Annotated in this window: 14 protein-coding genes; 10 read left to right on the forward strand and 4 right to left on the reverse strand. The window is 69.8% G+C overall.

The window, feature by feature from the left end:
- Positions 1–85: 85 nt before the first annotated feature.
- A complete protein-coding gene (locus E1165_RS02170) occupies positions 86–2752 on the reverse strand; it encodes an AAA family ATPase (protein WP_132387137.1) in 2667 nt (888 codons plus the stop codon).
- A 128-nt stretch (positions 2753–2880) separates the two neighbouring features.
- Between E1165_RS02170 and E1165_RS02175 the strand changes: the two genes are divergently transcribed.
- The gene (locus E1165_RS02175; RefSeq protein ID WP_132387139.1) at positions 2881–3975 is read left to right on the forward strand and encodes an alkene reductase; all 1095 of its coding nucleotides are present in this window, start codon (positions 2881–2883) and stop codon (positions 3973–3975) included.
- Between the two features lie 119 nt (positions 3976–4094).
- Positions 4095–5309 carry an MFS transporter gene (locus tag E1165_RS02180; RefSeq protein WP_132387141.1) on the forward strand — a complete coding sequence of 405 codons (1215 nt, stop codon included), beginning with the start codon at positions 4095–4097 and terminating at the stop codon, positions 5307–5309.
- A 426-nt stretch (positions 5310–5735) separates the two neighbouring features.
- Here E1165_RS02180 and E1165_RS02185 read toward each other — a convergent pair whose 3' ends face one another.
- Entirely contained in the window at positions 5736–6290 is a 555-nt protein-coding gene (locus E1165_RS02185; protein ID WP_132387143.1) for a hypothetical protein, read from the reverse strand.
- A 123-nt stretch (positions 6291–6413) separates the two neighbouring features.
- Entirely contained in the window at positions 6414–8432 is a 2019-nt protein-coding gene (locus E1165_RS02190) for a beta-galactosidase (protein ID WP_132387145.1), read from the reverse strand.
- A gap of 418 nt (positions 8433–8850) precedes the next feature.
- On the opposite strand from E1165_RS02190, the gene E1165_RS02195 reads away from it, so the two are divergent.
- The 8 genes from E1165_RS02195 (at position 8851) to E1165_RS02225 (ending at position 15229) form a co-directional block, all read left to right on the forward strand.
- Positions 8851–9072 carry a hypothetical protein gene (locus E1165_RS02195; protein WP_132387147.1) on the forward strand — a complete coding sequence of 74 codons (222 nt, stop codon included), beginning with the start codon at positions 8851–8853 and terminating at the stop codon, positions 9070–9072.
- 6 nt (positions 9073–9078) lie between these two features.
- Entirely contained in the window at positions 9079–9216 is a 138-nt protein-coding gene (locus E1165_RS28775; RefSeq protein ID WP_165945119.1) for a hypothetical protein, read from the forward strand.
- Between the two features lie 961 nt (positions 9217–10177).
- The gene (locus E1165_RS02200; protein WP_132387149.1) at positions 10178–11344 is read left to right on the forward strand and encodes a glycosyltransferase; all 1167 of its coding nucleotides are present in this window, start codon (positions 10178–10180) and stop codon (positions 11342–11344) included.
- Positions 11341–12660: an aromatic ring-hydroxylating dioxygenase subunit alpha gene (locus tag E1165_RS02205; RefSeq protein ID WP_243704549.1), complete on the forward strand. Its 1320-nt coding sequence runs from the start codon at positions 11341–11343 to the stop codon at positions 12658–12660. Before E1165_RS02200 ends, E1165_RS02205 begins: the two co-directional genes overlap by 4 nt.
- The gene (locus E1165_RS02210) at positions 12657–13169 is read left to right on the forward strand and encodes an aromatic-ring-hydroxylating dioxygenase subunit beta (RefSeq protein ID WP_132387153.1); all 513 of its coding nucleotides are present in this window, start codon (positions 12657–12659) and stop codon (positions 13167–13169) included. Before E1165_RS02205 ends, E1165_RS02210 begins: the two co-directional genes overlap by 4 nt.
- A gap of 106 nt (positions 13170–13275) precedes the next feature.
- On the forward strand, positions 13276–14307 hold the full coding sequence (locus tag E1165_RS02215) for an MFS transporter (protein ID WP_132387155.1): 1032 nt from the start codon (positions 13276–13278) through the stop codon (positions 14305–14307).
- A gap of 3 nt (positions 14308–14310) precedes the next feature.
- Positions 14311–14703 (forward strand): carboxymuconolactone decarboxylase family protein, encoded by a 393-nt coding sequence (locus E1165_RS02220; RefSeq protein ID WP_132387157.1) that lies wholly within the window; start codon positions 14311–14313, stop codon positions 14701–14703.
- On the forward strand, positions 14693–15229 hold the full coding sequence (locus E1165_RS02225; protein ID WP_132387159.1) for a hypothetical protein: 537 nt from the start codon (positions 14693–14695) through the stop codon (positions 15227–15229). Before E1165_RS02220 ends, E1165_RS02225 begins: the two co-directional genes overlap by 11 nt.
- Here the strand turns inward: E1165_RS02225 and E1165_RS02230 are convergent.
- Positions 15172–15828, reverse strand: a complete 657-nt coding sequence (locus tag E1165_RS02230) for a flavodoxin family protein (protein ID WP_132387161.1) — start codon at positions 15826–15828, stop codon at positions 15172–15174. The two genes, E1165_RS02225 and E1165_RS02230, sit on opposite strands and share 58 nt — an antisense overlap.
- Positions 15829–15865: the final 37 nt, after the last annotated feature.

Raw genomic sequence — 15865 nt, forward strand, 5'->3', positions numbered from 1 at the left:
CGCGCACGCCCAGGCTTGGCAGAGGAGCCATTCACAGTCCTCTTGGCGCACCGCGCCGCCGTCGTCGCATCGCCGCTATAGCCGTTCAGGTCAGGTCAAGGCGGGGCAGTTCCCGGCGGGAGCGGATGCCAAGCTTGCGGAAGGCGCGGTAGAGGTGGTGCTCGACGGTCCGCGGGCTGAGGAAGAGCTGGGCGGCGATCTCCCGGCTGGTGCTGCCGTCGGCAGCCAGCCGAATCACCTGGTGCTCCTGTGAGGTGAGCCGGTCCAGTGGGTTGGCGGCGGTCGGCTCAGCCGGGGCGAGCGTCTCCCCGGTCGCCTTGAGCTCGGTGCGCACCCGCTGCAGCCAGGGTGTGGCATTGAGATGTTCGAATGTCTTCAGGGCGGCGCGCAGGGATGCCCGAGCGTCGCTGCGTCGTCGGGCGCGCCGCAGCCACTCCCCGTAGAGCAGTTGGGTGCGCGCCTGTTCGAAAGGCCGACCCGCGTTCTCGTGCGCGCTGAGGGCGCGCAGGTAGTCGTCCTCGTCGTCGGACAGTAGAGCGCGGACGCGAGCGGCGAGCGCCTGTGCCCACGGCTGCTGACCGGCCTGAGCCCACGCCTCCAGTCGGCGCAGCGCCTCCTCGGCCCGGGCCGGCTCGCCCATCCGTACGGCAGCCTCGGCTTGGTCGGCGCCTGCGGCGATCAGGGCGGAGGCGTGCCGCAGCGGCCCCCGTGTGGCCGCCTCCAACCGGTTCAGCGCCCTCTCGTATCGACCCAGCCCCACATCGAGCAGGCTGAGTGAGATAAGGCCGCTCATGCCGGCGGTGTCGGGTTCGCCGCCCGCGAGGCGTACGCAGCGCTCCTCGTCACCCTCGATGGCGGCGACTCCGGCCAGGACCGAGTTCAGCTGCGACACCCGTTGCAGCAGGCCCGTGTCACGAGCGATCCGTATGGCCTCGGCCACGGATGCCTCGGCATCCCGGTGCCGTCCGGCCAGTATCTGCACACCGGCCAGGTCCTGCAGCACCTGCGGCAGCGAACCCACGAGCCCGTGACGGCGGCAGCGCAATGCCTGGGCCTCGGCCAGTTCGCGGGCCTTCGCGTCGTCACCGAGGATCATGGCGCAGAAGGTGGCCCAGGTCATGGTGATATCCACGGGCGGCGCTGTCGTCCCGTGGAGCCTGTCGCGCACGGAACGGGAAGCGCTCGTCATGAGCTCCGTCAGCAACGGCAGCCCTCGCGCGTAGTCCTCGTCCACGAGATGCGCCATCCCCAGCACCATCGGGTCGGGCCGACCCAACGCGCGTAGCCGTGCGGCCGCGTCCCGGATGGCGTCCCGGTCACCGCTGAACCACGCGTACCCGGCACTGGTGCGCAGCATGGTCAGGGCCGCGTCCTCGTCGGCGTGTGCGGATCGTTCGACCAGCATTCGGGCCGCGAGCCGGCGCTCGCCCAACTCGAACTCCACGGTGGCGCGCACACGCGCCAGTCTGGCCAGCGATTCGGGATCGTCCACCAGTTGCTCGGCCTGGTCGGCCAGTTGTGCCGCCTGCGCGGCGTGCCCGGCGGAGAGCGCGAGTGAGGCCGCCTCGCCCAGCCGGGCCGCCCGGTCCGACAGGCCGGGGGTGAGGTTCGCGGCCTGCTCGTACAGGCTGGCGGCAGCGGCGTACGCGGTGCGGGCTCGGGCGCGTTCGGCGGCACGGACGATCTCCGCGGCGACGCCTTCGTCGACGGAGGTGGTGGCGACGGCGAGATGGCGGGCGCGGCAGTCCTCGTCGGCCGCCGAGTCCGCGAGCGCTCGGTGCACGGCGATCCGTCGCGCGAGCGGCGCCCCCTGGTAGGCGGCGGTGCTGATCAGGGGATGCCGGAAGGTGATGACGTTCGCGGTGACTTGGACGAGCCCAGCCTTCTCGGCCTCCGTCAGGTCCTCCAGGCCCACACCCAGCGCGGTGGCGGCGCCCAGCAGCGTCGGCAGGTGGCCGCGCGCCTCGGCGGCGACCGCCAGCATCATCAGGCGTGTCCTTTCCGGCAGCCGCCCGATCCGCGACCGGAAGGACGCGAGCACCTGGTCGGTCACCGGCATGGGCCCGGCAATGGTGTGGTAGTTGCGCCGCGCCGCGGCGAACTCGATCAGTGCGAGCGGGTTGCCCGCCGACTCCTGGATCACCTGCTCACGCAGAGCGGGCGTGAGCCCCCGACCCTCCAGCAACCGCACGGCGTCCTCAGGCGGCAGCCGTGACGGCCGCAGTTCCGGCAGGCCTGCCGGGGGGAAGCCCTCCTCCCGCGTGGCGAACAGCATCGCCACCCCTTCGGCCGCCAGCCGGCGTGCGGCGAACAGCAGCGCGTCGGCGCTCGCCCGGTCCAGCCACTGCGCATCGTCCACCAGGCACAACAGAGGACCGTCCTCGGCCACCTCCGCCATCAGCGTCAGCACGGCCAACCCCGACAGGAACCTGTCGCCTCCGCCCTCACCTTGGGCGCCAAGCAACGCGCGCAGCGTCTGGGCCTGCGGCCCGGGCAACGCGTTGAGCCGGTCCCGTACCGGCCAGACCAACTGGACCAGCCCGGCGAACGCCAGGTCGGCCTCCACCTCGACGCCGGTGACCCGCAGCGTCGTAAGACCGGCGCCGTCGGCGTACTCGCCGGCCCACGCCAGCAGCGCCGACTTGCCGATCCCTGGCTCACCGCGCACGACGAGGCTGCCGCTCCGGCCGGTGCGCGCCGCGTCGACCAGGTCTCTGATCGCCGCCTGCTCGCCCGCCCTGCCGTACAGCACCTGCGCTCCCCTGTCTGTAGGTACGTACGGCCCACCCTCCGTACGCGAATACGGAAACTCTACCGATTCGCCCCGTAACCCCCTGTCCGTAGCGTCGGGCCAGCACAACACCCGTACCTGCTAGGGAGATGGACGTGAACGACGAGCTCCTCCACCCCGTGACTGTGGGCGAGCTGACCCTGCCCAACCGTCTCGTCATGGCACCGATGACCCGCAGTCGAGCCCGCGGCGGTCTGGTCCATGATCTGACGGCCGAGTACTACGGCCAGCGCGCCGGCGCGGGTCTGATTGTCACCGAAGGAACACAACCGTGCGTGCTCGGCCAGGGTTACATCGACACTCCCGGTCTGCACACGCCCGAACAGGCGGCGGCCTGGCGGCGGGTCACCGACGAGGTGCATCGGCGCGGCGGCCGGGTCTTCGTCCAGCTCATGCACTCCGGACGAATCGGTCATCCCATCCTCTACCCCGGTGGTGAGCTGCCGATGGCGCCGTCGCCGATCCCCTCTGGCGAACGGCTGTACACCCCCGACGGGCTGCTGGACCACCCCACACCACGCGAGATGACCATGCTGGACATCGCCCGCGCCGTCGAGGACTTCGTGACGGCGGCCCGATACGCTATGGACGCCGGGTTCGACGGAGTCGAGCTGCACGGCGCCAGCGGATACCTGATCCACCAGTTCCTGTCGGACAACACGAACCGCCGCGCCGACGCCTACGGGGGGTCGGTGGCCAGGCGCATCAGGTTCGCCGTGGAGGTAGCCCAGGCAGTCGGTGATGCGATCGGCGCCGCGCGCACCGGGCTGCGAATCTCGCCGGGCATCACCTACAACGGCATGGACGAAGGCGACTCCGAGACCCTCTACACCGAACTGGCCCGCGCACTCGCCCCACTGGGCCTGGCGTACCTGCACGTCTCGGAGAACGACACCCGCGCCATCACCAAACTGGTGCGCGCCGCGTGGCCCGGCACGCTGATCCTCAACCCGCACCCCAGGGGCGACGACGCGGCGGCGAGCCCCGAGGAGGGTGTCGACGCGGTGCGCTCCGGACTCGCGGACGCGATCGCCTACGGGCGGCTGTGGCTGGCCAATCCCGACCTGCCCGCCCGGATCGCGGCGGGCGGCCCGTACGCCGAGGCCGACCCCGCCACCTTCTACGGCGGCGACCACCGGGGCTACACCGACTACCCGGCCCTGACGGAACGAGTGCCCCGATGACCCGAGATTGCGCCTCCCACCCCGCCAGCCGCCCGGACGTCTTCGCGGGAGCCGGATCTGCCCGGGACAGGGCGCTCGCGCGAGGCGCGGGTTCCGACCCGGCCGGTGCCGGCGGGCGGATGAGCACGGTGCGTTCCGCTAAGGAGCATGTCGCCCGGACGCGCGAGCAGGGCGGCCGGGTGCCTGCGGCATGGCTGGCGGTGCTGGCCGGGCCGCTGTCCTTCGGCATCGCCGGGCCCGCCCTGGTCCTCGCCGACGTCGCCCGCGACCTCGGCCTCACGCCCGCGGCGGTGACGTGGATCGTCACCGCGTTCGGCTGGGCCGTCGCGGTCGGCACCCCGCTGATGGCCAGCCTACAGAGCCGCCGCGGCAGCCGCACGGCCCTGGCCGCCTGCGCCGCACTAGTGCTGCTCGGCGGAATCCTGACCCTGGTCGCACCGGTGCTGCCGGTCCTCGTGACCGGCGGCGCCCTCCAGGGGCTCGGTGCGGCCGGGCTCACCACCATCGCAATGAGTCTCGCCCGCTCGGCTCGTACGATGGGACTGGTCACGGCATCGCTGGCGACGGTCGGCTCCGTCGCGCCCCTGGTGGGCGACGTGGTCACGGGGCTGCTGGGGTGGCGTGCCGCGCTGGTGCTACCCGTGCTCAGCCTGCTCGCCGTGCCCTCCGTGCTGCGCCGCCGACCCGTCACGGTGCTGTCCGCCCCCCGGTTCGACCTGCCCGGCGCGGCGCTGCTGACCGCGCTGGTGACGGCCCTGGTGTTCGTGCCGCATGCCTGGCAGGTCGCCACTCCCGCCACGGTGGCCGCCGGTTTGGCGTGCGCCCGGTGGCTGCAGCACCGGCCGGACGGGTTTGTGCCGGCGGCGGTGGTTCGGTCGCCGGTGTTCCTGCTGGCGGCGGGGACGGCGTTCCTGCTGGCGGTGGTCAACTTCGGAACGATGTACGCTCTGCCGCCGTTGCTGGCCGAGCGGGCCGGCTGGACGGGCCAGCAGGTCGGCCTGGCCATCACCTGGCCGCTGTTGTTCGGCGGGATCGCGTCCTACGTCGTGATCGCGGTGACGGCAAGGACACCGTTCGAGTTTCTCGTCGTGCTCTTTCCCCTGTTGGCCGGGGCGGGAATCGTGCTGGCCAGCCTGACCGCCGCACCGTTCGCGCTGCTCGGCGCTCAGGCCCTCACCTCGGTCGCTGCGGCCTCCGGCCAGGGAGCACTCGCCGCACGCGCCGGGACGGCCGTGCCGGAGGACTCACGAGCCGCCGCGATGGGTCAGTTCAACCTGGCCTATCTGCTCGGTGCCGCCCTCGGGCCGGCGATCGCCGCACTGCTCCTTGCCTGAGGAACAAGACCTCGAGTCGCTGCGGCTCGTCCGACTGGACGAGCGGACGTGCCTGCCGACGCCTTGGGGATGTCGTAGTCGACGACCTCACGAGGTCCGGCGCGGCCAGGCCTGGGCAGCCGGTTCACACGGCAGCGACCGAGGACGCCGCGACCCGGCGGTTTCTCGACTTCACCGCGGCGTGGTCCCACACATCGTCACGGACGGCGTCGACGCCCGGTCCCGCGGCTCCGACCGGCGAACCAGGTCCCGCCGGCCCAACTCCGCCTGCCACACCCGCGCCCAGCAGGCTCCTTGTCGAGGCGCAGCGACTGGCCCAACGACGACAGGACCCCTTCCGACGCCACACGCCGCTGCGGCGGGTTCGCGTTGCGCGAGGACAGTCACCAGGGCCGCGAGGGACGTCCCTGGCGGTCCCCTCCATGGTCAGCTCAACGTGAAGGTCGCGTCGTCCACGTCGAAGGCCGTGACGCCGTTGCCGGCAGTCTCGCTGGCGATGAAGCTGACCGTCGCGGTGCGCTCGGTCGCCGCCGTCCCGGTCGACATCGCGTACTGCCGCCACTGCGACCCGCCGTCGAAGGCCAGCGAGAACCTCGTCTTCGGGGGTATCCCGGTGACCGCCAGCCCGACGTTCAGGTAATCGCCGCGGCTGGTCTCCGTGGTGGTGGTCCGGACCCAGAAGCGGACCGTCAGGTCACAGTCGGCCGGCACCGTGACGGTGGTGCGCAGCAGGTCGGTCCGCGTCACGTCCAGCCCGGCGAAGGCGGCGTACGCGCTTCCGGTGTGCGCGGGTCGGGTCGCGTCGCCGAGCACGACGATGCGGGGGCCGGCGGCCCAGCCGGTGACGCCGCGCTCGAACCCCGGGTTTGCGTGAATCTGCCCCACGCAGGGCGCGTCGGCCTTCGGCCGGCCGTAGGGCAGGCTGCCCGTAACCAGGAGCAGCAGGGCCGCAGCCGAGGCGGTGGTGACGAAGGCCTTCATCAGTCCTCCCGTGGCGAGGCATTCGGGTTCCTCGATGCCTATCGACCATGCGCGATCGACGTCGACGGGTCAAGCCCTTCCCGGCGTCAGCTCTGCACGGTCCGCGCGGCGGCCCGGGCCGGGTCAGTCCTCGCGGATCACCGCGACGCCACCGGCCGGCAACGCTACCTGGCCGTCGTGCCTGGTACCGGTCAGCAGGTCCATTCCGGTAGCACTCGCGTGCCCCTCGGTGTCGCCGTGGTTGAGCAGGAACAGGTACGAGCGGGTGCCGGACGAACGACGGACCGCCTCGATCCCGGGAGCGACGACGGTGACCGGACCGACCCCGGTCTCGTCGAGCAGCCGGCCGACCAGCTCGGTTAGGCCGCGCTCGTCAAGGTCGGTCGCCAGATACCAGCCGGCGCCACCGCCCGACGTCGTGCGCCGGGTCACCGCGGGCACGCCGGCCAGATCGCCGTCGGCGTACCGCGCCACCACCTCGGCGCCGGTGACGCGCAGCAGCTCCGTCCAGCGCCCGGCCCGCCAGCCGGTGTCGAGGCCGACCGTCGCACCCTCCGGCAACGGCTGGAACTCCTCACCGCGGACGCCGAGCAGGTCCCGGAACGCGCCAGGATAGCCGCCGGTGCGTACCGTGTTGTGCTCGTCGACGATCCCGGAGAACCAGGTGACCAGCACCGTCCCGCCGGCCTCGGCGTACCCGGCGATCCGCTGGGCGTCGGCGTCGGCGACCAGGAACAGCCCGGGGACGACGACCAACGCGTACCCGGTCAGGTCCGCCCAGGCCGGCAACACGTCAACGGTGACCGCCCGGTCGAACAGCGCGCTGTGGATGGCGCGTGCCGTTGCCGCGTACGAATGGTCCCGTACCGGTTTGAGCCCGCTGCGCAACGCCCATCCTGCCTCGTTGTCGTGCAGCAGCGCGACCCGAACCCCCGACACCGTGGTGCCCCTGATCTCGGCCAGCCGCCGCAGATGCTCGCCGAGGCGGGTGATGTCACGGAACACCTGCGAGTCCGAACCGGCGTGCGGCACCATCGCCGAGTGGAACTGCTCCGTGCCGGACTTCGACGCCCGCCACTGGAAGTACAGCACGCTGTCGGAGCCCCGCGCGAGGTGTGCCATCGCATGCCGGATCAACTCCCCCGGCCGCTTGGCCAGGTTGATCGGATGCCAACTCGCCGCAGACGTGGCATGTTCCATCAGCATCCATGGACCGCCGTCGCTGATGCCCCGCATCCGGTCGCCGCTGAAGGCGATGTCCTGGTGTCGCAGGGGGTCGGGGCCGTACGTGTAATGGTCGTTGGCGACGATGTCCATCTCCGGCGCCCAGCGGGCGTAGTCCACGACGTCCGGTCCGAAACCGACCATGAAGTTGGTGGTGACCGGTAGTCCGGGAGTGAGTCGCCGCAGCACCGCCGCCTCGGCACGGTACTGGCCGAGCAGCGCCTCGGAGGAGAACCGCTCGAAGTCCAACAGGTGGCCGGGGTTGTGTGCGGTGCGTCCGCCGGGGGTGACGATCTCCTCGAAGGAGGAGTAGCTGTTGCCCCAGAACGTCATTCCCCAGACCCGGTTGACGTTCTCGATCGTGCCGTAGCGATCGGCCACCCAGTGCCGGAAGGCGTCGGCCGACACCGGGCAGTAGCACCGGGCGTTGCCGCCGCCGAGTTCGTTGCCGACGTGCCACATGGCGACCGCCGGATGACCGGCGACATGTCGGGCCAGTTCCTCCACGATCCGCAGTGAGTACTCACGGTAGACCGGAGACGACGGGCACCAGCCCAGCCGGCCGCCCGGCGCGAGCGGATGCCCGAGTTCGTCCCACGGCAGGATCTCGGGGTGCAGCCGGTGCAACCACATCGGCACGGCGGCGGTCGGCGTGGCCAGGTCAACCCGGATACCGTTGGCGTGCAACAGGTCGAGCATCCGGTCGAGCCAGCCGAAGTCGAACTGCCCATCCCTCGGCTCGCACCGGCACCACGCGAAGACTCCGAGCGTGACCAGGTTGACCTGGGCCTCGCGCATCAGCGCCATGTCCTCGACCCATACGTCCTCCGGCCACTGCTCTGGGTTGTAGTCGCCGCCGAAGGAAAGCCCGGTGGTGGGCCAGGACCCCCGTGCCGACGCCTGTCGCGCCTCTACCATTCCCTGGTCCTGCCCTTCGGCTCCCTGGTCCCGCCCTTCGGCATTCATGGCGCCGAATACCGCGTCCCACCATAGCCTCATCCTGTCGGCGACCGGACTTCGCATGCACGACCTGCCGCGCGAGCTGTACGCTCGGGCACCGGCCCACGGTGCTGCTCGGCACGCACGAGGTCGACGAGGCCGTCACGCTGGCCGACCGGGTGCCGCTGCTCAAGCTCCTAGGCAAGCAGCGCCTGCCGCTGTCGCGCGGATGAGCGCTGATGACGTGCCCCCCGGTCCACAAAGTCCGCCGGTCAACCGCATCCGATCTGCCTGATCAGTCCTGACCTCCGGCGCTTGTCGGGCGTATGCGCACACCTCGGCGTCCCGGGTCGTCATCGGCCGCCGTTCGCACGGCCCCGATGACATGCTCCCCCGCGTGACGACCGCGCCAACGGTGCATCGGGTGCGGGTGGTGAACCCACCCCGCGGGCGCGCCGACCGCGATCGCGAGCAGATCCTCGCCGCATTCCGCGCCGGCAAGGCACTACTGGCCGAGCAGAACCTCGTCATCCACGAAACCATCGCCCACCGTGGACACCGTCGCTGTCCGCGCCACCTGGACTGGCGTGCTGCCACGACGCGGGCGGCGCCCGCCTGAGCACACGTGGTCTTCCTCACCGACCGCGATGGCCAGATTGTCCGCTACGAAACCTTCGACTGCTACGAAGGTTCCAGCGCGACGCTCGGCCACCATGGGAAGGTCGGTATTGGTGAGAGCGGCGAGACCTGGCTCGCGCTTTGAGCCACCGTTCGGCAGCGGCATGCCCAGATGCTCGCAAAGCGGGCCGAACTCGCTCTGGATGTAAAAGGTGCGGTTTAACGGCGACACTGGGCAACGTGCTCGCGTAGCACCTTCAGGGCCGATCCGCGCGCCATTCCGCGATTCTGTCAGAAACCGTGACAGACCCACTGTCGACAATGTCGTCGTATTCCGCAGCCCACCGACACAGGCCCGCGGATGCCAGTGGCGGCCAGCCTGCTACACCGTGGAGATACCCGCGAAACGGGAGGCACCGGCCGTTGGTTTCTCCCGCGCGAACATTCGGTGGCTCGGCCCTGGACAGGGTGTGGCGCCACGGCTTCCACGCCCTCGCCGACGACGACCGCGACCTGCACCGCGAGGACGCCGAGTACGACCGGGGACAACTCCCGCGTGGTCTACGAGGCGCCCACCGAGGAGAAAGAGCGATACGGCGAGCGGCCTGGGGAGCTCGACCCCGGCGAGATCGAATTCATCGGCGACCGGCTGGTGGCCCCCCTTCCCTCCGCGTCCCTCCGACGCCGAGCCGGCGCGGCGCCGGTGGAGGCCGAGGTGGAGCACGGTCGAAGTGGCGTCCAGCAGAGTGGTGGTAGCTGACAGCTGCGAGGCATTGACATCGATTGCACATCCCGGCAGGCTTTGCAAAACTGCTTGGAGGCAGGTGGTGAACCCGGTTGTTCGAGGTTGTTCCGAGTAGCTTCGGTCGATGTGTCCCCTCAGCGATGGTGGGAAATGCGTAGAGCCTCGTAGCAGTATCTGGACGTCGGCGGCCCCTTTCTCCTGCCGGGCGTTCTCGCTGTCCGGGAGCTGAGCTCTGCCGTTCGCGCGTCGCCGTCTCGACCCGTTTCTGAAGCCAGGGGGTTCGTGGTCGTGGCTGCCGTGCCGCGTCCGAAGCCAGATCTTGAGTCGGCCTGGTCGTCTTCTCTCGATGGATCGGAGATTTATGCGCGTCGCCCTACTCACCACGACCCAGCATGGTCACCTGAACCCGTATGTTCCGGTGGTCAATGCGCTCCAGAATGCCGGCAGTGAGGTTGCGCTGCTGCTGCTGTCCGCGGACGGTGGCGCGCTCGACGAGCAGCGTCGCCAGGTCTTGGGCAAGGCGCAGGTCCAGGCGATCGGGCAGGTCGAGATGGCACCGTGGAGCGGCGATCCGGCGAAGATCGGCCCAATGCTCCGGTCGTCGCCGGTGGCAGACCAGACAGCTGACGCGCTCCGTGTGACGGCACCGGACTTCGTGCTCGTCGATTCGCTGCCGGTCACGGCGTCGGCCATGGTCGGTGCACAGGCGTCCGGCGTGCCGTACGGGATGATCTGGGCCAACCTGGGCGGAGTATGCCCGAGCGAGCACCGACGAGGTCGCTGGCCGTACGACGAACAGGTCGGCGGCTATCTGACCAGGCACGGGGTGTTGTGGTCGACTCGGACTCATTCGGCGCGTTCGCCGATTCTCAATCTGATGCCGACGATTCCCGCTCTCGTCGGGGACGACGCGGTCACCGACGACGGTGTGCAGCTGGTCGGGTTGCCGGGTGCGGCGGGGACCCGCGGCGACGAGGTCAGCTTCTCGGGCCTGGATCGGATCGACCCCGACCGCCCGGTGGTGTACGTCTCCTTCGGCACGATCTTCTACCGGCGGCCGAACCTGCTGCGCACGGTGATCACCGGGGCGGCGGCGACCGGCGCACAGGTGATCGCTGCGGTCGGAGATCTCGCCGAGGAGCTCGCGCTGCCCGACGAAGTGTTGACCGCCCCGTATCTGCCGCAACGTGAGGTGCTCGAGCGCGCCGACGTGTTCATCACCCATGGCGGGTACAACTCCGTGGCGGAGTCGATCCGGGCGGCGACACCGATGCTGGTGATCCCGCTGGCTGTGGATCAGCCTGTCCAGGCGTACTTCGTGGGTAGCGCGGGCTTCGGGACGGCGTTGGAGCCTGCCGACGTCACCGAGCAGGCGGTCGCTGACGCTGTCGCCGACCTGCTCGATCCCGGCCGGGACTACCGGGCACGGCTACGCGCCGCGCAGCCGGAGTGCGGCGATTCCGCCGTGCGCACGGCCGAGCTGGTCATCAGCACGGTCGAGACGCTACAGCGAAAGGGGGAGCAGTGACGATCGAACTGCAGCGGCCGGTGGGTGACCTGATCGTCGTTGATGATCTTGAGCGTCTCTCGTTCCGGGTGGATCGCCGCGCCTACACCGACGACGACCTGGCCGCACAGGAGATGACCAGGATCTTCGATCGCTGCTGGTTGTACGTCGGCCACGAATCGGAGGTGCCCGGGCCGGGCTCCTACGTGGCACGCGACGTCGGCGGGCGCCCGGTGGTCATGGCGCGCGGGTCCGACGGGGTGATCCGGGTGTTCGCGAACAGCTGCACTCACCGCGGGGCGCTGATCTGCTCGCAGCCAGCCGGGCAGACCAGATCGTTCCGGTGCCCGTATCACGACTGGACATTCTCCAACCAGGGTGAACTGGTCGGGGTCCCGATCCCGGACGGGTACGGGCCAGGCTTCCGGAAGGCGGACTTCGGCCTGGCGCAGCACCGTAGTGACAGCTACCGCGGTTTCGTGTTCGCCACCTTCGATCCGGAGCAGCCGCGCACCTTGACCGAGTACCTGGCGGGCGCGACGGAGTACCTCGATCTGATCGACGACCAGTCCGAGGTCGGGATGGAGGTGATCCAGGGTGCGCAACTGCACGGCGCTCGGGCCAACTGGAAGCTCATGATGGAGAACAGCGTCGACATCTACCACTTCCGGGCCCTGCACAAGCGTTACGTCAGCTACATGGAGTCGCTGGGGTCGGTGCCACCACGCCGACGAGGCGGCTTCGGCCGCGCCCTCGGACTGGGGCACGGAGCCAACGAGCTGCCACCGGCGGCAGCCCGCCCGCTCGCCTACTGGACGCCGATGTTCGGCGCCGAGGTCCGGCCGCGGATCGAGGCGACGGCCGCAAAGTTCGTCGACCGGTTCGGCGCCGAACGCGCCGAACGGATCACCGGCACCAATCGCGCGCTGTTAATCTTTCCCAACTTGATGATCATCGACGCGATCGCGATCACGATCCGCAAGATCGACCCGATCGGCGCCGACCAGATGGCCATCACCTCGGTCGCCCTGGCCCCCAAGGACGAGGATCCGGACATCCGGGAACTCCGCAAGAGTCACTACCTGACGTTCCTCGGCCCCGCCGGCTTCGCCACTCCCGACGACATCGAGATCATCGAGTCGTGCCAGCGGGGTTATCTCAACCGCACGGTCCGCTACTCGGATCTGTCACGCGGTATGAACAAGGAGGTCCCGGAGACGACCGACGAGCTTCCCGCCCGCGAGTTCTGGCGGCAGTGGGACCGGCTGATGCGCGGCGACGACGGTCACCTCGAGGTCGCTCACCGGGCCGAGATGCAAGGGGCAGAACCACGATGACCATCGAGCTGACCGTCGACGAGACGGCCCAGGTGCGGTTGTGGCACCGGGTGAGCCAGTTCCTTTTCCGCGAGGCGCGGCTGCTCGACGAGTGGCGCCTGCTCGAGTGGTACGACGAGATGCTGACCGACGACATCCGCTACTCGGTGCCGGCCACCGACGTCCGCGGCGAGACGGCCGGTGCGCTCGGGCTCATCGACGACGACGCTGCCCGGCTACGCCAGCGGATCGAACAACTCCTCAACGGGGAGGTGTGGTGCGAGAACCCTCGGTCGCGGACGAATCGGATGATCAGCAACGTGGAGATCCTGACCGATCGGGGCACGCACCTCGACGTGGCGGCGAATGTCATCGTGTACCGGTTCGGACACGGGCGCTCTGACGCCTACGTCGGAAAGTGCCGGTTCGAGCTCGTCGTCGAGGGCGAGTCGTTCCGGGTCCGGAGACGGGTTGTGGTGCTCGACCACGAGACGTTGTACGAACACGGAAAGCTCAGCATCATCCTGTGATCGGACAGTGACGGTGGCCGGCCCTGGCAGCGTCCCAACCGTTGCCGCCGCCCAGCCGACTCTCCCTCGCGAGGTCTACGTCCTGAGTGTCGTTGGTGGCTGCGTCATGCTGGGTCTGGGGCTGGTGCTCCCGGTGCTCCCGGTGTACACGGCGACGTTCGGGGCCGGGCCCACCCAGATCGGAGTGCTCGTCGCCCTGTTCGCGTTCATGCGGCTGGCCACCAGTCCGTTCTGCGGCCGACTCGGGGTTCGTTTCGGGCAGCTGCTCGTGTTCCGCAGCCTCGGCGGCGTCGGCTCGGTGCTGTTCTCGGTGTCCGCACTGGCGACACTCCTGGCGATCGCGCCAGCCGACCAGCGGGGCCGGGCCAGCGCCGTGTTCGAAGCAGGCTTCCTGCTCGGCGGGATCTGCGGACCAGCACTGGGCGGGCTCCTCGCCCTCATCGCCCTGTCCGCGCCGTTCGTGGCGTACGCCGTGCTGTTGCTGGCCGCCGCGGTGCTGACGCTGGCGGTGCTCCGCACCGGCCGAACTGCCGGCGCAGAGCCGGGCCGTGGGGTGGTCCGGCTACCGGTGCTGCTGCGGAATCGACACTACTTGGTGGCTTGCCTCGCAGCGTTGGCGCAGGGATGGGTCTTGTTCGGGCTGCGCGGCGCACTGGTCCCCACGGTGGTTGTGGGGTGGCGACGTGACGTGACGTGGGTCGGGTGGGCGTTCACGATCTCCGCCGCCGTTCAGGCGCTGCTGATCATGCCGGCCGGCCGGGTTGTCGATCGGGCCGGCCGCCGGCCCGCCATGATCGCCGGCACCGGTGTGGCTGCGGCGGCGATCACAGCCTTGGTGTTCGTGGACAGGTACGCCTGGCTCGTCGTCCTGCTCAGCGTGTACGCGGCGGGATCAGCCCTGCTCAACGCCGCACCGGCCGCGCTGATCGGTGACGTCGTCGCCGGACGGGCCGGCAGTGGCGTCGCCGTCTTCTCGATGTGCGCCGATGTCGGCGCCGTAGTCGGACCGGTCGTCGTCGGGCTCATCGCCGAGCGGGTCAGTGTTCCGGCCGCCTTCGGCAGCGGCGCCGTGCTGCTGGTCGTCGCCTTCGCGGCGGCGTGGACGTTGACAACTGCTCGGCCAACACGAAGGAGTTGATCGATGAATCAGCCGTCTGCCCGGCATGAGCGGGGTGAGGCCATGTTCCAGCAGGTCTTCGGCCGCGAACCGCGCCCGGGTTCCTACCCCGAGTTCCTGCAGATCACCGTCGACCACTTGTTCGGTGAGATCTGGACCCGCCCGCACCTGAGCGTCGAGGAGCGCGAACTGGTCGCGCTGACCGCGGTCACGCTGGCGCGGACCGATTGGGAGTTGCGCGGCCACATCGGTGCCGCCCTGCATCTCGGGATGTCGCGAGAGAAGATCGTCGAAGTCATCATTCAGCTCGCCTACTACGGTGGCTGGCCGGTCGCCAACAACGGACTGCGCGTCGCCCAGGAGGTCTTCGCCGAGTTGGACGGCACCACCGGGAGGGACGCGGACCATGACCAGTGAACCGTCTCCCCTCGACCCGGCCGAGAAGGTCGACCTGTGGCGTCAGCGGTTCTTCGAGGCCCAGGCGGCCGCAGAGGAGTTCATCCTGGGAGTGCACGGCGAAGAAGGCCTGGCTGCGTGGATCCAGGCAAACTCCCGCATCACCGCGGAGCTACTGCAAGCGCAGCGACCCGCCGGGGTGTCCGCCACCGATCACTTCATGACCCGACTGCAGCGTCAGCTGTTGCTGTACGACTCGGCAGTCACCTGTGAGCCCCAGCCCTCGGGCACCGTCCTGCGCAACGCCGACTGTGGGATCCTCCGGTACCGCAAACAGGCCGCCCGCGCCGGCGTCGTTCTGACGTTCTCGTCACCGTGCCCGTACTGCCAGGAACTCAACACCGCCATCGCCGCCCGCTACGTGGAACCGGACGTCACGGTGTCGTGCGAACAGGCAGGCGACGGGTGCACCTGGCGCGCGGAAACTCCTCACGCTCCAGGAGAGGACCCGGCCGGGTCACCGCACCGCGAACGAGCCGGTGATTGAACCAACGGCAGTGCCGTGGGGTCGTTGGCCGGCGACCGGCTGCCGTCGAGCGTCATGCCGAGTTGCCGGCCCACGGCCACACACAGGTCGAGCGCGGCGGTGCGGGTCAGATCCTGATGATCGTTCTGGGTGAAGCACGCCGACGCCACGTTCCTGTTCCGTAGGCGCAGGTACCACGGGAACAACGATCCCAGCGCAGGCTCGGTCAGCATCGTGCGCGAGTGCACGATCGTCCCCACCAGCAGGTTGCCGAACGGGCGTTGCCTGGCGTTCATGAAGCTCTTCAAGCGTTCCTGGAAGATCTTCAGCACCGCGGGCACGTTCCCCGCGTACACCGGCATGGCGAGCAGCATCGCCTGCGCACCCTCGGCCAGATCGACGACATGCTCGAAGTCGTCGTCGAGCGTGCACCGGCCCACCTCGGGATCAAGACACGTGTCCTCGCCCTCGCACATCGCGATGCGATGGTCGATCAACCGAATCCGCTGGATCTCCGCGTCACTGACCTCCCGGACGACGCCGGCAATCGCCGCCTCGAGCAACGCGTCGGTCAGCGACGGGAGACGCTTCTGCGTACAGGACAACGCAACGATCTTCATCCGCAGGGCCTCCCCTGTCCGCTGAGCACCACCCAAG

The sequence above is a fragment of the Micromonospora sp. KC723 genome (assembly GCF_004348595.1).
GTDB lineage: Bacteria > Actinomycetota > Actinomycetes > Mycobacteriales > Micromonosporaceae > Micromonospora.